The following is a 20336-nucleotide window of genomic DNA, read 5'->3' as shown; positions in this document are numbered from 1 at the left end:
CGCGTCCGGTCCCCGTCCACGTCGTCGAACGGGGCGCCGCGCCGAGCACCCGCGGGCAGGCGCCGACGCCGGCCCGGCACGGCAGGTCGCGCTCGCGGGCCCCGTCCCGGACGGTCGCCGCGTCACCGTCCCGGGCGCCATCCCCTACTCGGACAGGGAGAACCCGGATGCCTTCGACACCGAACCGTCCGCGTTCCCCGAGCGGTTGCCGTACACCGGCGGCGGGGGAGCGGACCGGTGGCCGGGGTGGCCGCGCCGCCCGGACGGGTGTGCCCGGCCCGCTCCGGTGGGGTACCCGGGGGCGGAGCGGCCCGACCCGGCCGGGCGTACCGGCCCTGCGGGACGCGTGCCCCGCGGCGAGACTGCTGGGAAGACGACCGCTGCCTGGGTGGTGATGCAGAGGTGACCGCAGAACCGGGCGGGTCCCCGCTGGAGGACTTCCTCGCCGACCCCGCCAGCTGCACCCTGGACATGACGAGCGTGGTCGCCCACTGCGCGAAGGCGCTGGGCCTGCGGCACGCCGTGGTCTACCTCGCCGACATCCAGCAGCGACACCTGGTGCCGCTCACCGACGTCACCGCGGCCCTGCCCATCGACGAAACGCTCGCCGGCTGGTGCTACCGCACCCAGTCGCTGCGCGTGGAGGAGTCCGAGCGGGACGGCATGACCGCGTGGTTCCCGCTGATCGACGGCGCCGAACGGCTCGGCGTCCTCGCCGTTCACACCCACACGCTCACCGCCGAGTCCCTGCGCCAGGGCCGGGCCATGGCCGCCCTGCTCGCGATGATGACCTCCTCCAAACGGGCGTACAAGGACACCTTCGTCCGCCGGACCCGCACCCGCGCGATGCACCTGCCCGCCGAGATGCTGCGCGCCTTCCTGCCCCCGCGCACCATCGGCAACCCCCACGTCGTCTCCACGGCCGTCCTCGAACCCGCCTACGACCTCGGCGGCGACGCCTTCGACCACGCCCTGACCACCGACACCCTGCACGCCGTCGTGCTGGACGCCATGGGGCACAACCTGCTGTCCGGGCTGACCAGCGCGGTCGCCCTGGCCGCCTGCCGCAACGCCCGGCGCGTCGACGCCGACCTGCTCTCCCTGGTGGAGGGCGTCGACGAGGCGCTCAGCCAGTGGCTGCCGGACCAGTTCTGCACCGGGATCCTCGCCCGCCTCGACTTCTGCAACGGCGTCCTGCAATGGGTCAACTGCGGCCACCCCGCGCCGCTGCTGATCCGCGACCACCGGCTGTTCGCCGACGAGCTCTCCCGCGAAGCCGATCCGCCCATGGGCCTGCGGTCGCTGCTGAGCGCGCGGGACCGCCAGGTGCACGAGACGCGGCTCCGGCCCGGGGACCGCGTGCTGCTCTACACCGACGGCGTCACCGAGGCGCGGACGGCCGACGGCAGACTGCTCGGCCTGGAACGGTTCGCGGACTACGTCATCCGGGCCAGCGCCACCGGCGAGATCGCGCCCGAGACGCTCAGACGCCTGATCCACTCGCTGCTGGACTCCCAGGACAGCCGGCTCCGCGACGACGCCACGATCCTGATGTTCGAGTGGCAGCCGAGCGGCCGCCCGGCGGGGACCGACGCCATCGGCTAGGCGCGCCGCGCACCGGGATTCTCCGGTCGCCGCATTCCTCCCCGCCGCCGGGTGCCCGAGGCGAGCAACTGCTCGGCCAGCCGGTGGGCCTGGGCCAGCAGCACGCCGTAGGTGGCGACCTCGTCGGGATCGTCCGAGGCGGCGCGGGCCAGGTCCCGGCGCAGCACCGTCAGGGAGTCGCGCAGGTCCGCCACGGCCTCGCGCAGCTCCTCCTCGCGGTCGTCGCCGAACCGGCTGTGACTGTAGTGCCGCAGCGCGTCGGCGGTCCGGCACAGGAACTGCCCGTACCGCCGGGCGAGCGCGGGGTCCGGCCGGGGTGCCGAGCGGTCCTCGGCGGCGGCCTCCAGCACCGTGCGGGTCACCTCGGCGGTGTGCACGGCCGCGTAGTCCAGGACCACCAGCGCGTCCTCGTACCCCTTCCCCGGCTGCGGGGCGGCACCGCCGCGGCGGCGCGGGTTGGCGCGCAGGCTCTCCCGGCTCCGCTCCACCGCCGAGCGGGCCTGCTCCACCAGCCGGGGCAGCCGCAGGGCACGGTCGTGCCAGGCGCCGGCCTCCGCGGCGTCCCAGCGGCCCGCCGCCAGCCCGTCCGCCACGTCCCGCAGGATGCGGTGCGTTTCCGCCACCGCGTCCCGCAGGGCCGCCTGGGTGTCCCGCAGATACAGCGGCGGCCGGACGAGCGCGTTGACCGCGATGCCGACCACCGCCCCGAACAGGGCCTCGGCGAGCCGGGCCGCCGAGGTGGTCACGGACACCGATCCGTTGGTCAGCACGAACAGGGCGCCGGTGGCCGCGTACACCCCCTGGCTGCCCAGGCGTCGCCACTGGCCCAGCAACATCGCCAGGGGCAGGACCACCGCCATCGCGGCAACCTCGCTGGGCAGCAGCAGGCCGACCGCCGTGGCCGCGATCGTGCCGGCCGCGATCGCCGCGAGCTGTTGCAGCCCGTGCGCGATCGACCGGTACACGGTCGACTCCACCAGCACCACCGCGACCCACGGCGCGACGAACGCCACCGGAGCCTTCAGCCACCAACCCGCCACCGCCCAGGCCACCCATGCGGCCAGCGCCGCCTTCACGGCCTGCACGGCCAGGTCCCGCTCCCGCCCGGGTCCCGCCCAGGCCCGCCGCGCCGCGCCCGCCGCGGCCGACAGATCGCGCCGCAGAGCCTGCCAGGTCAGTCGTATCCCACGCACGCGGGCCCGGGTGCCACCTCCCGCGCCATTCCATGCCGGCGTCGCCCTCTTGAGATGGCGCACACGACGGCACCCCCTTCCCGGGGCGGCGCACACGACGGCGGCGCCGCCTCCCTGGGACGGGGAGACGGCGCCGCCTTCCTCACACGCCTCGCGGCGTCAGAACACGCCTCGCGGCGTCAGATCAGCCACCCGAGGAAGTGGGCGAGGCCGGCGAGGATGTCGGTGAGAAGGTTCATGTCGTGCTGCTCCTTGCGGTGTTTCCGAGTGGGACACGTGTGAACTCCGGTCTGCAGCCCGTCCGTTCGCACATCACGAGTGTCGTCCCGGCACACCGGTCCCGGTGGTCACACGAGCGATGATCACCTGTTCCAGCGAACAACTGATCCCTTGTTCGGGTCGTCCGACGGGGTGGTGTCCGGGGCGCCCGGCGGCTCAGGGCGGCGCCGCCCGCAGCGCGTTCAGCACCGACCACACCACCGACACCAACGGCACCGCCACCACCGCGCCGATCACCCCCGCGACGATGCTGCCCGCGATCACCGACACGGCCACGACCAGTGGATGCAGCCGCACCGCCCAGCTCATCACCAGCGGATGCAGCACATGCCCCTCCAACTGGCCGATCACCACGATCAGCACCAGCACCCCCGCCGCCGTCAGCGGCCCCCGCCCGGCCAGGGCGACCACCGTGGCCACCCCGAGCGCCACCGGGGAGCCCACCAGCGGCACGAACGCGGCGAAGAACTCCAGCAGCGTCAGCGGCAGCGCCAGCGGCACCTTCAGCACCAGCAGCACCACACCCACCAGTACGGCGTTGGTGGCGGCCACGATGATGATGCCGCGCGTGTACCCCGCGAAGGTCCGCCAGGCCGCCCCGCCCGCCCGGTCCCACACCGGACGGGCACCGCTCGGCAGCAGCCGGTCCCGTGCCCAGGCCCACAGACGCTCCCCGGAGTGCAGGAAGAACACCGACGCGAACAGCGCCAGCGCGGCACCGGTGACCAGCTCCACCACCCGGCCCAGCTCGCCGACCACGCTGCCGATCAGCGCCGACCGGTGGGTGGCCACGTAATGCGTCACCTGCTCCTGCAGCCGGGACAGCGCGCCCGGACCCAGCCGGAACGGCGGCCGTCGCAGCCATCGCTCGATGCGGTCCACCCCGCCGCGGAACTCATCCGCCAGCCGCCCCGACTCGTCCGCCACCGCGCTGCCCACCAGCGCGAGCAGGCCCAGCAGCAGCACCACACTGCCCACCAGGGTCACGGCCACGCACAGCGGCCGGGGCAGGAACCGGGCGAGGAGATCGGTCGGCGGGCGCAGCACGGACGTCACCACCAGCGCGACGAACAGCGCCACGGCGACCAGGTGGAAACTGCCCAGGAGGCTGAACACGCCGTAGACGGCGACCCCGACGAGGATCAGCCGCCAGGCGTACGCCGCGGCCACCCGCAGCCAGGGCACCGTCCGCTCCGCCGCCCGCACCGGCACCGCCACGGGCTCCGGACGGGGCGGGCCCGGCAGCCGTACCGAGTACGCCGGCCGGCTGCCCAGGACCGTGCCCCGGGCCCGGCCGGACCGCCCGCCCCTCGGCCGGCGCGCATCACCCACCATCGCCGCCGCTCCTCTCCGCCTGACGGCCGGTCACCTCCCCAGCACCGTAAGCACACCGGACGCGGGCGGCGCGCCCGGCGCGCGTGTGGCCGTACCCGGCTGCGCCCGGGCGCCCCCCGGTACGCAGGCGCGGGCTCCAGCGGGCGCGGGCCGTACGGGGGTCAGGGCATCCGGCGGGAGCGTCGGCGGGGCGTCGGGGAGGGGGAGGAGGGTGGAGGCGGCGGGAGAGCTGCCGGTGATCACCGTCTCGGTTCCGCCGCTCCCCGTTCCCCGTCCGGCGCCGCGTCGCTTCCCGCGCCGTCACCGAGCGGCGCGGGCCGCCCGCCGCACCGGCGGTAGCGGACGATCGCCTTCGCCAGCTCGATCCGCTCGGGTTCGGGAAGGGGACCGCCCTGAACGTAGCCGAGGACGTGCTCGGCCACCGTGCGCAGCTTGACATTCGTGCGCTGGGACACGTCCCGCAGCGCCCGCCAGGCCTCCTCCGGGGCGATCTGTCCCAGGACCACGACGGCGCCGATCGCCTGGTCGATCACCGCGTGGGAGGTCACGGCACGCCGCAGGTGCTGGTTCTCCTCCAGGAGCCGGTCGTACTCCACGGCGAGGTCGGTCACCGAGTGCAGGGCCAAGGGCTGGATCCGGGAGAGGGCGAAGAAGGCCATGGAGCACCTTTTCGGGGTGGAGGGCGTTACGGCCTACGCATGCCCCCGGCGGGCGCCCGCACACGAATCGAATCGGTCTGGCGACCCGCCGTCACGTGGGAGCGGGCCACGGGGTGCGGTGCGCCGGGCGGCGAGCAGCCGCCGGTGTCAGCCGAACCGTCCCGTGTCCTGGGTCGCGCGGGCCACTGGCAGCAGCTCCCTGATGTCGGCGGGCAGCGCGCCCGCCATCCGCTCGGTCAGCTCCGGGGCGAGCGCGGCGTCCAGCACCTCCAGCACCGCGGCCGCGTCCCGCAGCGCCCTGTCCTCGTCGGTGCCGGCCCGGGCCGCGACCCGTCCGGTGAAGGTGGTCAGCCCGAACCGTTCGCCCGCGGCACCCGAGTCCCGCCCGGCGGAGGCGTCGGCCGCCTCCCGCATGGCCGCCGCCATGTCCGGCGGCAGCTGGGCGGCCACATGCCGGGCGAGCCCGGACGGCAGCCGTTCCGCCAGCGTGCTGACGACCGCGTGCGTGGCCCGCTCGGCCGTACCCCGGTCCGGCAACTGGGCCAGCGCCTGCACCTTGCCGATCATCTCGTCGTGCCGCATGAGACCGGTCCCTTCCGCCCGATGCGCTCGCCGTACGCCCGTCCCGCGGGCGTGGCGCCCGTGCGCCGGGTACCCCGCGCCCGCCCCGGGTCACCGGCGACCGGGCCGCCGTTGCGGTTGCGTCGGCCGCCCGGCGCGGGGTACGTGTCGGCAGCGGGACATCTGTGAACGCCGAGGCAGGAGGTGCGCATGGCGGCTGTGGGACTGGCGGCACCGTTGTGGGACCTCCAGAGCGGGCAGGGGCCGCGGCAACTGGCCGAACTGGGGCTCGCGCTGTTGCTGTCGAGCCTGATCGGCTGGGAGCGCGAGGCCCAGCAGAAGAGTGCGGGACTGCGCACCCACACGCTGGTCGGCATCGCCAGCGCCCTGATGATGGAGGTGTCCCAGCACGGCTTCACCGCGGTGCTCGGCCTGCCGAACGTGTCCTTCGACCCCTCGCGGGTCGCGGCGCAGATCGTCTCCGGGATCGGCTTCATCGGCGGCGGCCTGATCTTCGTACGACGGGACGCCGTACGCGGTCTGACCACGGCCGCCACCATCTGGCTGACCTGCGCGGTCGGCATGGCGTGCGGCGGCGGGCTGCCCGTGCTCGCGCTGGCGGTGACGGCACTGCACTTCCTGGTGGTCCGGGGGTACCCGCTGCTGTCGTCCCGGCTGGTCCCGGGCCGGGCCGCCACCGCGTTCGAGGCGCGCCTGACCTACCGGACCGGGACGGCCCTGCTGCCCCGCCTGTTGCAGACGTGCACCCGGCGCGGTTTCCGCATCGTGCAGGTCAAGGTGGAACGGCTGCCCGGCCGCACCGACGACGCCGCGCGGGTGCTGCTGCAACTGGAGGGCACCGCGGACCCCTCCGGGCTGGCGTCGGAGCTGTTCCGGGACGACGGTGTGCTGGACGTGGAGCTGTCCACCGCGTCGGAGGAGGAGTGACCCGCGGCGGTCGCGGACGCGGACACGCGCACACGCGCACACGCGCACACGCGGACGCCGGGGCAGGCGCCCACGGCGTCCGATGCGTCCCCGGCGTCCGATGCGTCCATGGCGTCCGACGCGTCCGCGGAGTCGCCGGCTCAGCCTTCGACCGTCTGCTGGGTCGCGGTCCAGGCGTACTGGAGCCAGTCCGCCACGGTCAGCGCGCCGAAACCGGCGCACACCAGCCGGGTGAGCCGGGGCGACGCTGCGTAGGAGCACGCCAGGGCGCCGGCGGCCCAGGCCGCGGTGCAGAACGGGCAGGAGACCAGGTCGCCGACGGCCCGCCGGAGCCCGGAGCCCCTGGGCTCGTCCATGACCTCGCTGGCCTCGCCCTCGTCGGCGCGGCGGGTGAACGGCACCCGGATAAAGCTGGTGATCTTGTCCTTGGTCACCACCCGGGACGCCTTGTACGCCGCCGTGCCCATGAGCAGCACGTCCCAGGGCGGCACGTCCGGTGGCAGCCGTACGCCCCGGCGCCGGGCCACCAGTGCGAAGGAGCCGATGCCCGCCGTGAACACGGAGGCAAGGGTGGCGTACCCGCCCAGCGGCAGGCCGTCCCCGTCGTCGTAGCGTTCGGCTTCCGTCGTCATCGAGACCTCCCAGATCACCGGTGTCCTGCGGCCCCGTACCGGGCGCGGGACGAGTGCCCTCCTGGCCGGTGGCGACACGCGGCCTTGTGGCGGCGGCCGGTAGGACCTATTATTCATCACATGATGAATAACGGCTCTTGAGAAGGGCGGCGCGGCGATGGACGACAAGACCACATGCTGTGTCGTGGGCGGCGGCCCGGCGGGCATGGTGCTCGGGCTGCTGCTGGCCCGCGCCGGGGTCCGGGTGACGGTGCTGGAGAAACACGCCGACTTCCTGCGCGACTTCCGCGGCGACACGGTCCACCCGTCGACCCTGGCCCTGCTGGACGACCTGGGCCTGGCCGAGCGCTTCGCCCGGCTGCCGCAGCGCCGGGTCCGCACCGTCCGGCTGCCGGTGGGGGCCGGACGGGCGCCGGTCACGGTCGCCGACCTCTCGGTCCTGCGCGGCCCCTACGACTACGTGGCGATGGTGCCCCAGTGGGACCTGCTGGACCTGCTGGCCGAGGAGGCCCGGCGCGAACCGTCCTTCGAGCTGCGGATGAACACCGAGGCGACCGGATTCCTCGTGGAGTCCGGGCGGGTCACCGGGGTGCGCTACCGCACCGCCGACGGCCGCACCGGCACGTTGCGCGCCGTCCTCACGGTGGCCTGCGACGGCCGCGGATCGCTGGCGCGCGCCCGGCCGGAACTGCGGCTGCGCCGCTTCGACTGCCCCATGGACGCCTGGTGGTTCCGGCTGCCGCGGCGCGACGGCGACCCGTCCGGGCTCGTGGGCAGCGCCGGTGACGGCTTGCTGGCCGCGATGGTCGACCGCGGTGACTACTGGCAGTGCGCGGCGCTCATCCCCAAGGGCACCGACGCCGAGCGCCGCGCCGCCGGCCTGGACCGCTTCCGGGCCGACTACACCGCCGCCGTCCCCTGGCTCGCCGGCCGTGCCGGAGCCCTCGGGTCCTGGGACGAGGTCAAGCTGCTCGACGTCCACCTGGACCGGCTGCGCCGCTGGCACCGTCCGGGCCTGCTGTGCATCGGTGACGCGGCGCACGCCATGTCCCCGGTCTTCGGCATCGGCATCAACCTCGCCGTCCAGGACGCCGTCGCCGCCGCCCGCCACCTGGCCGGGCCGCTGCGGCGGGGGAGGGTGCGGCTGCGGGACGTGCGCGCCGTGCAGCGCCGGCGCCGTCCCACCACGGTCGCCACGCAGGCGCTCCAGCGTGCCGCCCACGCCCGGTTCGTCGCGCCGGTCCTGCGGGGCGGCCCGCCTCCGGGCGGCACGGACGGCGCCCGACGCGTCGCGGCCCTGGTCACCGCGGCCCCCTGGCTGCGCCGCCTCCCCGCGTACTTCCTCGCCTACGGCGCCATGCGGGAGCGGCCCCCGACGGAGGCGGTCCGCCGTCCCGCTTGAGCCTGCCCCAGGAAAACCTCGACGGTGATCGCAATGCCCAGCGCAACGTAAACGGCGGACGCGGCGTAATTCAGCACAGCCGTCGCTTTCGTCGAGCCGGTGAGTCGTGCATGGAAAAATCCCGACGGGACTCCGATGCGCCCGGCACACGGAAATGGTGCGGCATGAACACATGCGGAAACCGCGAGAAGAAGGCACGCTTCCTCGTCAACAAGCGCAATAGCTGCCGGCAAGCGCACCAGCCAGAGCTTGTCGGCTTGCCGCTTTCACAGTCCTCTCAGGCCCCATCAGCACCCACAGCACCAATAGGCCTTCGCCGTCCGTCCCGGCGCATCCGCCCCTCCACGCCCGTCCGTTCGGTCCGGGACACCGGCATCTTTCTTTCCTGTAAGCACCGTTGTCGGAGCGGAAGGCTCCGTGTTCCACTAATCTCCTTCCGCCACAACGATCACCCGCTCCCGGGCGGGAGAGCAACCAGAGGGATCCGTGTGTGATGACCTGGGGTTCGAGAGGCTCCTCGGCGAGGAAGGCTTCTTCGCACGCATGCTCGGGCGGGCGCCCTCGGGTGCCGGCCGGGAACCGCTGTACGGACCGGATCTCCCGGTGGTGCTGCTCACCGGCGGCCCGGGCATGGGCAAAGGGCGACTGCTGCGCGCGGTACGGGACCGCTTCGCCACCAAACTGCCGGTGATCTATCTGGACTGCGGCTCACCGGTCTACGCCGACCGGGCCGAGCCGGAACCCGGCGCCCGCTCGGCCGCCACCGAGGTCCTGGTCGAGGCCGCCCGCCGGCTGTCCACCTGGCAGGGCACCGGCGGCTCCTTCACCTTCCCCCGCCTCTTCGCGGGCCTTGCGATGATCGCGACCGGTGTCGCGGACGGCACCCCCGAGGCCGTGGCGGCAGAGGTCGAACGGTACGCGGAGTTACCCCAGCGGCAGCGCTTCCGCGGCCTGGGCGCCGGCGACTTCTGGCGCGGCGCCCTCCTCGGCGCCATCCGGAACCTGCTCGCCACCCTGTCCGGACAGGCCCTCGACCCGTACTCGGCCGCGGTGAGCACCGCGCTCGTGGACGCCCTCGTCTCCGGCCTGGCCCCCCGCGGCAAGGCGGAGCTGGCCCGTATCTACGGCGCCTACCCCGGCGCGGCCGGCCAGCCCGAGCACGGCCTGCGCGACCTCGCCGCCGACTTCAAGGCCGGCGGCGAGGGACGGGAGGTCGCCGAGCGCTTCCTCTTCCAGGCGCTGCGCGAGGACCTGGAAGCCGCCTACACGGGCGCCGTCGGCTGGCTGCGCCGGGTCGGCCGCCCGGCGGTGCTGCTGGACCGCGCCGAGACGCCGCTGGGCGAGCAACTGCTGCGCGCGGTGCTGATCGACCGCCGCGGCGGCCGGCACGACCGGGTGGTGATCGTCGGCACCGCGCGCCGCGCGGACGGCGGCGCCTTCCTGTACGAGGGCCTGCCGCCCCAGGGCGTGCCGTCCCCGGCGGAGTTCCGGCCGGCCGACGGCGCCCCGCCCGCCTGGTCCCGGCGCACCGACGCGACGGCGGGCCGGGCACCGCTGGCCGACGGGGTCCTGCTGCTGCGGATGCCCCTGCTCACCGGCGACCAGCTGCGCCGGGAGACCGAGCGCAGGCAGCGGCGCGCCGAGCCGGAGGGCGGCACCAACCGCCGCCGGATCGACGCCGCCGTGGCACGGCTGAGCGGCGGACGCCCGCACACGGTGATCCGGCTGGCCGAGGCCGCCGCCGCCTTCCGCATGCCCGCCGACGCCAACGACCGCGCCATCCTGGACGCCCCGCTGAACCTCGCGGGCGACGGCACCGCCGAGCGGCCCGTGGCCGAGGTGCTGCTGCGCGAACTGGTGCTGGACCAGCTCCCCGTGCGGCTGCCGGCCGAACACCACGACCACTGGCTCGACCTGCTCACCCATCTGTCGGTGGCGCACGACACGGAGTGCGCGGACGTCCTGCTCCGTCACCACCAGCGCGGCCGCGTCCACCGGCTGACGGCCCATCATGTCGCGCAGCTGCTCACCGACACCGGATGGCCCGCCTGCGAACGGCACTTCATCGGGGACTTCGGCCTGCGCCAGCTGCTGGTGCACCGGCTGTACGCGTTACGCCCCGACGGCGCCGCCTGGTACGCCGACCACCACCTGCTGCGCGACCACTACACCGGACGCGCGGCGGACGACGCGGCGCCGAGCGGGGCCGCCTTCCACTCGGTCATGGCGCACCGGATGAACCACCACCTGGTCTCCGGAGGGGTCGACGACGTGGTCCGCCATCTGGCCGGCACACTGCCCGGCCGCCCCCGGCAGTGGTGCGCGGAGCTGCTGGAGATCGCCCAGGCGCCGTACCCGTCGGGCGCGGACACCCGCCGGGACCGCGCCCAGGGGCTGGTCGCGGTGGACGGACCGGCGCTGCGCCGCACGGTCGACCAGCTGCTGCACGCGGTCTGGCTGTGCGAGGAACGGACCAGGCCCACCGGCCGGGAGACCGCCCGCACGCTGGCCAAACTGCTGGACCTCCTGTCGATCATGGAGTTCGAGGGCGCCGGGCAGCTGGGCCGGACCGCCACCGAGTGGAGCGGCCTGGCGGAGAACGACCAGCCGTTGCTGCGCTGCACCTGCACCGATCAGCTCGGGCGAAGGAGATAACGCGGATGCCCAGGTGGAAGAAGATCCTGTACACCCTGCTGGTCACGGCGGCCCTGGTGGCAGGAGGCCTGTTCGGCTGGACCTTCCTCCACCGGCCGGACACCTGCGCCGAGGGCGTCGAGCGGATCGGCGGCGAATGCGTCGGCGTCAACGGCGAGGGCTACGACTTCGACACCGAGGAGATCGCCGGCGTCGCCCAGGCCATCGCGCGGGAGAACAAGAGGATCGAGAAGGACCCTTATGTGACGGTGGCGATGATGCTGCCGCTGGAGTCCGACAGCAAGGCGCTGCGCCGGCAGATACGCAGCGACCTCCAAGGGGCGTACCTGGGGCAGCTCCAGGCCAACGAGGGCGAGGGCGAACCGCCGAAGATCCGCTTGGTGCTGGCCAACCCCGGCCGGGAGTACGCGCACCAGGCACCGGTCGTGGACACCCTGCTGCGCATGGCCCGCTCACCCGAGGACCGGCTGCGCGCCGTCACCGGCTTCAACCTCAGCCTCGACGCCACGACGGAGGCCGTCGGACGCCTGACCGCGAACAAGATCCCCGTCCTCGCCTCCCGGATCACCGGCGACGGCATCGCGAACGAGGAGGGCCTGGACGCGGTGGCGAAGCCGAAGTTCCCCGGCCTGGCCCGGATCATCCCCACCAACTACCAGGTGGCCCGGGCGCTGGCCGCCTTCACCGGCGGACAGGACCGGGAGGACCGCAGGACGGTGCTGGTCCACGACACCCGTCAGGACAGTTACAACGAGTCGCTGGCGAAGGCCTTCGACAGCATCGAGGAGAAGGGTCCGGCCGGCCCCGCCGAGATGTCCTTCACCTCCCCGGCGATCGACGAGCCGGGCGCCACCGGCAACCAGTTCACCCAGATCGCCAACAACATCTGCAGCTCCGAGGCCGACACCGTCTACTTCGCGGGGCGCACCCTGCACCTGCGGCTCTTCGCGCTCAAGCTCGCCGAGGTCGGCTGCCAGAACCGGCACTACACCATCATCAGCGGCTCCGACGCCGCCTCGCTGCGGCAGTACATGAGCGAGGACGACTGGCAGGAGCTGCGCGGCACGGACGGCGAGGCGAAGGTGACGGTGCAGTACGCCGCCCCCGCGCACCCCGAGGCCTGGGAGACCGAGCTGACCGCCTGGCGGAAGGAGTGGCGCGAGCGGCACGGCCGGGAGCCTGCCGCGAAGGAACTGCCCCAGTACCTCGCGGAGCCCAAGGCGGCCCTGGACCGCCTGCGGAACGTGATCGACACCGCCCGGCGCCAGGGGGCCGACCTCGGCGGCACGCCCAGCCTGGAGGACTCCCGCACGATGCTCGTGTACGACGGCATGGTCACCATCGGCACGGCACTGCACCAGGTGCAGAGCGGCCCCGCCGAGAAGGTGCCCGCCCTGGAGGAGGTCGGCCAGGAGTGGGTCCGGCTGAACGCCCAGCACCGGGTGCCGGGCACCAGCGGCCTGATCTGCCTGACCGGCGGCGGAAACCCGTACGACAAGCCGGTGGCGGTGGTCGAACTCGACCCGGGCCGCAAGGGCGAGGGCACGCTCAAGTACGTCGGCCTGGGCTGGCCCACCGGCGCACCGCAGCCGAGGAACTGCGTCATCCCCAGCAGCACACCCTGACACCAGCGCCCGGCGGGCGTGCGTCACCTCACATATGACCTGGTTCGCACCCCCTCCCGGGCGTGCCGGGCGCCCGGCTACCGTGGCGTGGAGCCCCTGTACCCCTCACCTCGGACGGCCCGGCTGTGCTCACTGACCTGTCCCCCCTGATCGCCGCCACGGCGCGCTGGCTGACGGTCGCCTACCCGCCCAGCGGCGGCGCGCTCGCCGCCGCGCTGTGCGAGGCGCAGGCCCGGCAGGCGGTGACGGTCGCCGCCCGGCTGCGCTACCCCACCGAGATCGACGCGGGCCTGGTCACCCTGGCCGGCCCCGGCGGCGCCGCCCGCCTCGACTGGATCGCCGGCGCGGAACCGGCCGGCGAACACCCCGCCGAGGAGTGGGCCTGGCGCACCTGGGTGGACGAGGTCGTCGCCAGCTGGGCCGCCGCGCTGCTCACCGACCCCCGGCTGGCCGCCCTCGCCGTCGCCGCGCTCGCCGACGGCGAGCACACCGCCCACGCCCCGGCCGAGTACCGCCGGCTGCTCGCCCCCGACGACAGCGACCGCCGGGCCGCCACCCTGCTCCGCCACCCCGACCTGCTGGCCCCCGTGGCCGGACTGCACCACGACCAGCTCCTGGACCGCCTCACCCCGGACCGGCCCCTCGCGGCGTGACCGCCCGGCCGGTCGCCGTCCACCAGGGTGTCGACGGCGTAAGGCGAGTGCGGGCCGTGGTCGTCGCCGGAACCGTGCCGTCCACGCACACCGCGGGCCTCTGCCGCACCGGGGGGAGGCCCGCGGTCTCCGACTGATCGGTACCCGGCCGGTACGCGTCGCGGGTCAGCCGGCCGCGTTGTCGACCCGCATGCGCACCTGCTGCTCCAGCCGCCGCAGACTGCCGTCCAGCGCGTCACCCACCGCCCGCTCGCCCGGATCGTGGCTCTCGTCGAAGAACGACAGGTGCACGGTCACCTCGCTGGCGCCGCTGCCGATGCCCGCCACCTGGAGCCAGCCGGTGTAACCGCCCTGCTCACGGGTGCCCCACTCCAGGCGCATCTGGTCCGGCTCGGCGCGCAGCAGGGCGGGCATATCCTCGCCGGACCGGTCCTCGTGCACCGTCACGGCGGGCGGGTCCTCGACGTGCACGTGCAGCGCGTCCGGGAGCCAGGAGTCGAGCTGGGCGACGTTGGCCGCCTGGTCGAAGACGTGCTCGGGCTGCGCGGGCAACGTGCGGGAACGTTCGTACTCGGACATCGTGGTAGCGCCCCTTCCGGTCGGAAGTCGTACCCCGACCGCGTGCCCCTTCCACGGCGGCCGAAAAGCCCCCGCCGCCGACCGTGGGGACCGAAGGCCCCGGGCCGGTGCCGCGCCGTGCGGTGCGGACCCGAGGCCCAAGGCGTCAGAGCGCCGCCCGCGCCGTGCGCTCCACCAGGGATATGCCGTCACCCATGGACGCGTTCCCGTCGGACAGCACCGCCACGAGATAGCGGTGGCCCCTCGCGGTGATCTCGCCGACGCTGTTGACGTCCCAGCGGCCCGTGGCGCTCCGCCGCAGCCAGCCGTTCTTCAGCACCGGCCGGGAGCCCGGGTCCCCGGCCGCCGAGACGCCCCAGGTCTGCCCGGACACGACCCGGCTCATCAGCGAACGCATGCGGGCGCGGGACTCGGCGTCGAGCCCGCCGGAACCCCGGCGCACCGTGCCGCCGGAGTCGAACACGGCCCGCAGCAGCCGTATCTGGTCGCTCGCCGTGGTCCGGGTCAGCCCCCACCTGCCGCCGGGCCCGCCCGTGGTCGAGGTCAGCCCCAGCCGCTCGTTGGCCGCCGCCAGCCCGGAGGCGCGGCCGATCCGCCGCCACAGGGCGTCCGCCGCCGCGTTGTCACTGCGCCGGATCATCGGCTCGGCGAGATCCCGCTCGGTCTTGCTCAGCGGACGGCCCGCGTCCTGCGCCTGGAGCAGCAGCGCCGCGAGGATGTCGACCTTGACGATGCTGGCGGTGTCGTAGGCCCGGTCCGCGCCGCGCACCACGGTGGTGCGGCCGGTGCCGTCCAGGTCGAGCACCGCCGCCGTGGCGTGCGCCGAGGGCTTCCCGGACGGGGCGGGCGGGGTCGCGGCCGCCGCCGGGTGCGGAAGGCCGGCGGCCAGCAGGGCGGCCGTCGAGGCCACGAGGGCGCCGGCGATGGTACGTGCGGTGCGGGAGGGGCGGGACGACATGGGTCACGAACGTAGACAACCGGCGCGTCCGGCGGCATGGCCGCCGTCACGTTCCGGCCCTGTTCGCGCGGATTGTGAGAAGAGCCACCGATGGGCGCATCGTGCCGCCCGGCCCGCCTGCCCGGCGGCGTGTACGCGCGGCCGGGCCCGCCCGCTCGCCTATCGTCGCCCCGACATCGACCTCCGGAGCGACGACGATGGAGACAACGGATGACCGGGCCGGTGCGGCCCGGTGCGTGACCGCCGTATCCTCCGGTCCGCCCGTGCGCCGGATCCGGTCCCGGCCGTTCGGCGTCCGGCCGTGGCTGCCCGGCGCCGCCCTCTTGTCCGCGGCCGTACTCGTGGCCGTCGGCACCCGGTGGCTGGAGCATCCGGCCGTCCAGGCCTGGCGGACCGTCTGCCTGGCCATCACCCTCCAGGCGCTGCCGTTCCTGCTCCTCGGCACCGCGCTGTCCGGCGCGATCAACGCCTTCGTGCCGGCCGGTCTGTTCACCAGGGTGCTGCCGAAGCGGCCCGCCCTGGCCGTACCGGTCGCCGGGGCCGCCGGCGCCGTCCTGCCCGGCTGCGAGTGCGCCTCCGTACCGGTCGCGAGCAGCCTGATCCGCCGGGGCGTGCCGCCGGCGGCCGCCTTCGCCTTCCTGCTCTCCGCGCCGGCCGTCAACCCCGTGGTGCTCACGGCCACCGCCGTCGCCTTCCCCGACAACCCCGCGATGGTCGCCGCCCGGCTGCTCGCCTCCCTCACCACGGCGGCCGTGATGGGCTGGCTGTGGCTCTGGCTCGGCAAAGAGGAATGGCTGCGCCCCCTGCTGCGCCACCGCGCCACCGGGCACCGGCCCGGCCACAGCCGCCGGACCGAGTTCCGGCTCGGCTTCCAGCACGACTTCCTGCACGCCGGCGGCTTCCTGGTGCTGGGCGCGATGGCCGCGGCCACCTTCAACGTCACCGTGCCGGGTGCCGTCCTCGACGCCTTCTCCGGCTCGCCGTGGCTGTCGGTGCCGTTCCTGGCGGGCCTGGCCGTGCTGCTGGCCGTCTGCTCGGAGGCGGACGCGTTCGTCGCCGCCTCCCTCACCGGGTTCTCGCCGACCGCCCGGCTCGCGTTCCTGGTGGTCGGCCCGATGGTCGACCTGAAGCTCTTCGCGCTGCAAGCCGGCACCTTCGGCCGCGCCTTCGCCTGGCGGTTCTGCACGGCGACCACCGTCGTGGCGGTCGCCGCCGGCGTCCTGACCGGGGCAGCGCTGTGGTGAGATACCCCGCCCGGATCCTGCTGCCGGCCCTGACCGGGGCGGGGCTGCTGCACGCGGCCCTGATCACCGACCTCTACCTGCGCTACGTCAAGGCCGGACTGCGCCCGCTGCTGATCGGGTCCGGGGCGGTCCTGCTGCTGCTCGCCCTGACGGCGGCCACCACCCGCACCGGCCGACGGCCCGCGGAGCACGGACGGCCCGCGGAGCACGGACGGCCCGCGGAGCACGCCGGCGCCGACGACCAGGAGCATGCCGACGGTGACGGACACGAGCATGCCGACGGTGACGGACACGCCTACGGTGACGGGCGCGGGCACACCGATGCCGACGGCCACGGGCACGCCGACGGCCACGGCTTGGGGTACGCCGACCTTGGCGGGCCCGCCGACGGCCACGGGCCCGCCGACGGCCACGGGCACGACCACACCGGCACCCCCCGCGTCGCCTGGCTGCTGCTCCTGCCCGCGCTCAGTCTGCTCTGCTACGCCCCGCCCGCGCTCGGCGCGTACACCGCGGCCCGCGCCAACGACAAAACGGTGGCCGTGCAGCGGGGGTTCGCCCCGCTGCCCACGGCCTCGCCCCTGCCGCTGACCCTCACGGAGTTCACCAAGCGGGTGCGGCAGGACCGCAGCCGGGCCGTCGCGGGCCGCACCGTCCGGCTGACCGGCTTCGTCACCCCGGCCGGCCGGGACGGCGGCTGGTACCTGACCCGGATCGTCTTCTCCTGCTGCGCCGCGGACTCCCAGACGGTCCGGGTGCGCATGTACGGCAGGCCGGCGCCGCCCGCCGACACCTGGCTGGCGGTGACCGGTACCTGGCACCCGCGCGGCGCCCTGGGCACCCGCACCGCCCAGGCCGCGCTCGACGTCCGGGACGCCCGGCCCATCGCCCCGCCGGTCAACGCCTACACCGACGATCTCCCGCTGACCCCTTCCTGAACAAGGCTCCCGCAGCAGGGCGTACGACCGGCCGGGACGGGTGCAGGATGGTGTCGTGACGCTCGCTCCGGGACCGGGTCCCGGCCGCCGCGGACGGCCGCCCCGGTCGCGGGCCGCCGGTGCGCGGAAGGAGGCGGTGACGATGACGCGGACACCCCCCACGGCGGTCACCCGGGTGCGGCTGTGGCGCTGGCGGCGCAACCCGCTCAAACGGCACAGCGATGTCGTCGAGGCCTGGATCGTGCTCGTCGGCTGGCTGCTGGTCCTGCTCGTCGGGACCGTCGCGGGCGTCGCGGCGGCCCAGACCTCCGAGTCCGCGTTCACGGCGCGGCTGGCCCGGCTGCAACCCGTCTCCGCCGTGCTCACCGACGGCGCCGCCCGTACCCCGGCCGCGGGCGGCGGCTACGACGGGCGGGTGTGGGCGACCGTGCGCTGGACGGACGCGGACGGATCCGTGCACACCGGCCACGCCAGGGTCGCCCCCGGCGCACCCGCCGGAAGCCGGGTGACGGTATGGACGGACCAGGCCGGCCGGGTCGTGCCCCCGCCCGTCACCGGCACGGCGGCCGATGTCCAGGCGGCCCTCACCGGCGCCCTCGTCGCCCCGGCGGCCGGCGCGCTGGTCTGGGGCGGGGTACGGCTGGTCCGCGGCTCGCTCATCCGGCGGCGCATGGCCGAGTGGGACGAGGAGTGGAAGCAGATCGGGCCCCGGTGGGGGAACCTCAGCGGGGGCGTCGGCTGACCGGGGCGGGGCCGGGGAGTGCCGGGGAGCAAGGCCCGCACGGGCTGGGGGAGAGAGATTCGTACGGGTTGGGGGAGAGGTCCGTAGGGGCTCGGTGAGAGAGGCCCGCACGGGCTCGGGGAGGTGTGTCCTCAGCCGGGTTCTTCACCGGCTGCGCGCGCTGCCCCGCCGCGCACCCGCTCCCGGTACCAGTGGCCCCACTTGTCGAGTTCCTCGGTGATGGCGTCCAGGCTGTGGCCGACTTCGGTGAGCGCGTACTCCACCCGCGGCGGCACCTCCGCGTACACCGTCCGCGACACCAGCCCGTCCTCCTCCAGTTCGCGCAACTGCCGCGTCAGCATGCGCTGGGTGACGCCGGGCAGGGTGCGCCGCAGCTCGCCGAACCGGAGGGTTCCGGCGGTCAGCTGCTTGAGGATCGCCAGTTTCCAGCGGCCCCCCAGGATCTCCATCGCGAACTCCACGGCGCACTGATCCGGCACATCATCGATCTTCGAACGCACCGCTGACCTCCATGGGTATACAACAGGGCACCAGGCCACAGGAAAGACCGTACTTGCGGCCCGGTCCGGTACCTCCGGAAGCTGAGGCTATGTCACAGAAGGAGGCGCGGGCGGTGCCGCGCACGCCCGGGGAGACGGCGGAGGGGTACGAGGCGGACCGGAGCCACGGCAGGCGATGGCTGGTGCTGGCCGTGGTCTCGGGCAGCCTGCTGCTGTGCGGCACCGACCTCACCGTGCTGCACGCCGCCGTACCCCGGATGAGCCGCGAACTGGAGCCGTCGCCCGCGCGGTTGCTGTGGATCGTCGACGTCTACTCCCTCACGCTCGCCGCGCTGCTGGTGACCTGCGGCACCCTCGGCGACCGGCTCGGGCGCCGCCGCATGGTCCTCGGTGGCTTCGTCACCTTCGGCCTCGCCTCCACGGCCTGTGCCTTCTCCACGACCACCGCCCAGTTGATCGCGGCGCGCGCCGCGCTGGGCGTCGGCGCGGCCATGATCATGGCGTCCACGGTGGCGATCATCCGGGTCGTCTTCGCCGACGACCGGGAACGCGCCGTCGCCCTCGGCATCTGGACCGCCGCGCACAGCGTCGGCACGACCATCGGCCCCCTCGTCGGCGGCCTCGTCACCGAGAGGTGGGGCTGGGGCGCCGTCTTCCTGGTCAACGTGCCCGTCATCGTCGTCGTCCTGGCCGTCGGTGCCAAGGTGATCCCCGAGTCCCGCAACCCGGTTCCGCGCCGCTGGGACGTCGCCGGCGTGGTGCTGTCCGTCACCGGCCTGGCCGGCGTCGTCCACGCCCTCCAGCGGGCCGGGGACCACGCGGGCGCCGACGGCCTCGTCCTCGGCACCGCCGGCGCCGGTGCCGTGCTGCTGTACGTCTTCGTGCGCCGCCAGCGCCGTATCCCCGAACCCCTGCTGGACTTCTCCCTGTTCCGCGCACGCCGGTTCACCACCGCGACGCTGTGTGTGATCGGCTGCTTCGGGAGCTATGTGGCGCTGCTGTTCTTCCTCACCCAGTGGCTCCAGCAGACCGGCGCGTACTCGCCGTCCCGGGCCGGCCTCGCGCTGATGCCGCTGGCCGGCGCCAACGCGGCCGGGGCGGTGACGGCGCCCTGGGTCGCCCGCCGGCTGGGGGACCGCTGGTCGCTCAGCGCCGCCCTCGCCCTGTTCGCCGCCGCCCTGGCCGTTCTCGCGCTCACCGGCGACACCGGCCGCTACGGCGCCCTGCTCGGGCCGCTGCTCTGCGCGGGGTACGGCGCGGGCGTCGTGATGACCCTGGGCGCCGACTCCATCATGAGCGCCGCCCGGCCCGAGCGGTCCGGGGAGGCCGCCGCGATCCAGGAGACCTCCTTCGAACTCGGCGCGGGTCTCGGCGTCGCGGTCCTCGGCACCGTCCTGACCACCGTCTACCGCACGAGTCTGCCGGCCGTCCCCGGACTCGACCCGGACCAACGGGCCACGGCGAAGCGGTCCTTCACGGCACTGGAGGGACTGACCCCGCGCCTGCCCGACCACACCGCCGACGCCCTGCTGCACGCGGGCCGGCACGCCTACGACCGCGCGTTCACCGCCGTCACCGCCACCACCGCCGTCATCGTGACCGGCACGGCCCTACTGGCAGCCGTGCTGCTGCGCCCCGGCAAGACCGACGCCTGAACCCACCGGCCCCGGCACCCGGCAGGACGCGCCCGGCACCTGCCCCGACCGGCCTGACGGCGGAAGCCGCCCGGCAGGTGACGGGAGACCCCGGTCGGTGCCCACCGGGTCCCGGCAGGCGGTCCGCCGGGCTGGTGGGCATCACCCGGCGACGGCGTGGGGCCTGCCCGGCG

The 20336-nt window shown here is 74.7% G+C and carries 20 protein-coding genes; 11 read left to right on the top strand and 9 right to left on the bottom strand.

Going from position 1 to position 20336, the window contains the following annotated elements; genetic code table 11:
* Positions 1-402 precede the first annotated feature (402 nt).
* Positions 403-1605: a PP2C family protein-serine/threonine phosphatase gene (locus tag ABD350_RS32200; protein ID WP_344352470.1), complete on the top strand. Its 1203-nt coding sequence runs from the start codon at positions 403-405 to the stop codon at positions 1603-1605.
* On the opposite strand, the gene ABD350_RS32195 is transcribed toward ABD350_RS32200, so the two are convergent.
* The 5 genes from ABD350_RS32195 to ABD350_RS32175 all read right to left on the bottom strand — a co-directional run bounded on the left by ABD350_RS32195 (position 1602) and on the right by ABD350_RS32175 (position 5653).
* Positions 1602-2798 carry an FUSC family protein gene (locus ABD350_RS32195; protein WP_382466869.1) on the bottom strand — a complete coding sequence of 399 codons (1197 nt, stop codon included), beginning with the start codon at positions 2796-2798 and terminating at the stop codon, positions 1602-1604. The two genes, ABD350_RS32200 and ABD350_RS32195, sit on opposite strands and share 4 nt — an antisense overlap.
* 179 nt (positions 2799-2977) lie before the next feature.
* Positions 2978-3109: a hypothetical protein gene (locus tag ABD350_RS32190; RefSeq protein ID WP_268257564.1), complete on the bottom strand. Its 132-nt coding sequence runs from the start codon at positions 3107-3109 to the stop codon at positions 2978-2980.
* A gap of 124 nt (positions 3110-3233) precedes the next feature.
* A complete protein-coding gene (locus ABD350_RS32185; protein WP_344352469.1) occupies positions 3234-4412 on the bottom strand; it encodes an AI-2E family transporter in 1179 nt (392 codons plus the stop codon).
* A gap of 239 nt (positions 4413-4651) precedes the next feature.
* Positions 4652-5071: an ANTAR domain-containing protein gene (locus ABD350_RS32180; RefSeq protein WP_344352468.1), complete on the bottom strand. Its 420-nt coding sequence runs from the start codon at positions 5069-5071 to the stop codon at positions 4652-4654.
* Between the two features lie 147 nt (positions 5072-5218).
* Positions 5219-5653 carry a DUF2267 domain-containing protein gene (locus ABD350_RS32175; RefSeq protein WP_344352467.1) on the bottom strand — a complete coding sequence of 145 codons (435 nt, stop codon included), beginning with the start codon at positions 5651-5653 and terminating at the stop codon, positions 5219-5221.
* 189 nt (positions 5654-5842) lie between these two features.
* Between ABD350_RS32175 and ABD350_RS32170 the strand changes: the two genes are divergently transcribed.
* Entirely contained in the window at positions 5843-6580 is a 738-nt protein-coding gene (locus tag ABD350_RS32170; protein WP_344352466.1) for an MgtC/SapB family protein, read from the top strand.
* 140 nt (positions 6581-6720) lie between these two features.
* On the opposite strand, the gene ABD350_RS32165 is transcribed toward ABD350_RS32170, so the two are convergent.
* Positions 6721-7212 (bottom strand): DUF1360 domain-containing protein, encoded by a 492-nt coding sequence (locus ABD350_RS32165; RefSeq protein WP_344352465.1) that lies wholly within the window; start codon positions 7210-7212, stop codon positions 6721-6723.
* 157 nt (positions 7213-7369) lie between these two features.
* Between ABD350_RS32165 and ABD350_RS32160 the strand changes: the two genes are divergently transcribed.
* The 5 genes from ABD350_RS32160 (at position 7370) to ABD350_RS32140 (ending at position 13547) form a co-directional block, all read left to right on the top strand.
* Complete coding sequence (locus tag ABD350_RS32160; protein WP_344352464.1) at positions 7370-8614, top strand: FAD-dependent oxidoreductase; 1245 nt, start codon at positions 7370-7372, stop codon at positions 8612-8614.
* A gap of 110 nt (positions 8615-8724) precedes the next feature.
* The gene (locus ABD350_RS38085) at positions 8725-9108 is read left to right on the top strand and encodes a CGNR zinc finger domain-containing protein (RefSeq protein ID WP_382466872.1); all 384 of its coding nucleotides are present in this window, start codon (positions 8725-8727) and stop codon (positions 9106-9108) included.
* Complete coding sequence (locus tag ABD350_RS32150; RefSeq protein ID WP_344352463.1) at positions 9101-11269, top strand: hypothetical protein; 2169 nt, start codon at positions 9101-9103, stop codon at positions 11267-11269. Before ABD350_RS38085 ends, ABD350_RS32150 begins: the two co-directional genes overlap by 8 nt.
* A gap of 5 nt (positions 11270-11274) precedes the next feature.
* Positions 11275-12894, top strand: a complete 1620-nt coding sequence (locus ABD350_RS32145) for an ABC transporter substrate-binding protein (protein ID WP_344352462.1) — start codon at positions 11275-11277, stop codon at positions 12892-12894.
* A 125-nt stretch (positions 12895-13019) separates the two neighbouring features.
* Entirely contained in the window at positions 13020-13547 is a 528-nt protein-coding gene (locus tag ABD350_RS32140) for a hypothetical protein (protein WP_344352461.1), read from the top strand.
* Positions 13548-13712: 165 nt separating this feature from the next.
* On the opposite strand, the gene ABD350_RS32135 is transcribed toward ABD350_RS32140, so the two are convergent.
* Both ABD350_RS32135 and ABD350_RS32130 read right to left on the bottom strand, forming a co-directional pair.
* Entirely contained in the window at positions 13713-14126 is a 414-nt protein-coding gene (locus tag ABD350_RS32135; protein ID WP_344352460.1) for an SRPBCC family protein, read from the bottom strand.
* Between the two features lie 145 nt (positions 14127-14271).
* The gene (locus ABD350_RS32130) at positions 14272-15084 is read right to left on the bottom strand and encodes a serine hydrolase (RefSeq protein WP_344352459.1); all 813 of its coding nucleotides are present in this window, start codon (positions 15082-15084) and stop codon (positions 14272-14274) included.
* A gap of 197 nt (positions 15085-15281) precedes the next feature.
* Here ABD350_RS32130 and ABD350_RS32125 point away from each other — a divergent pair, with 197 nt between their 5' ends.
* The 3 genes from ABD350_RS32125 to ABD350_RS32115 all read left to right on the top strand — a co-directional run bounded on the left by ABD350_RS32125 (position 15282) and on the right by ABD350_RS32115 (position 18008).
* Entirely contained in the window at positions 15282-16328 is a 1047-nt protein-coding gene (locus tag ABD350_RS32125; protein WP_344352458.1) for a permease, read from the top strand.
* Positions 16325-17266: a TIGR03943 family putative permease subunit gene (locus ABD350_RS32120; RefSeq protein ID WP_344352541.1), complete on the top strand. Its 942-nt coding sequence runs from the start codon at positions 16325-16327 to the stop codon at positions 17264-17266. Before ABD350_RS32125 ends, ABD350_RS32120 begins: the two co-directional genes overlap by 4 nt.
* A 142-nt stretch (positions 17267-17408) precedes the next feature.
* The gene (locus tag ABD350_RS32115) at positions 17409-18008 is read left to right on the top strand and encodes an Rv1733c family protein (protein WP_344352457.1); all 600 of its coding nucleotides are present in this window, start codon (positions 17409-17411) and stop codon (positions 18006-18008) included.
* Between the two features lie 131 nt (positions 18009-18139).
* Here the strand turns inward: ABD350_RS32115 and ABD350_RS32110 are convergent, their stop codons facing one another.
* Positions 18140-18508, bottom strand: coding sequence for a winged helix-turn-helix transcriptional regulator (locus tag ABD350_RS32110; protein ID WP_344352456.1), 369 nt, complete (start codon positions 18506-18508; stop codon positions 18140-18142).
* An 89-nt stretch (positions 18509-18597) separates the two neighbouring features.
* Here ABD350_RS32110 and ABD350_RS32105 point away from each other — a divergent pair, with 89 nt between their 5' ends.
* On the top strand, positions 18598-20163 hold the full coding sequence (locus tag ABD350_RS32105; RefSeq protein ID WP_344352455.1) for an MFS transporter: 1566 nt from the start codon (positions 18598-18600) through the stop codon (positions 20161-20163).
* Positions 20164-20336 lie beyond the last annotated feature (173 nt).

The sequence above is a fragment of the Streptomyces nogalater genome, from assembly GCF_039532885.1.
GTDB classification, from domain to species: Bacteria; Actinomycetota; Actinomycetes; order Streptomycetales; family Streptomycetaceae; genus Streptomyces; species Streptomyces nogalater.
This window is presented reverse-complemented; position numbering and strand designations above follow the sequence as displayed.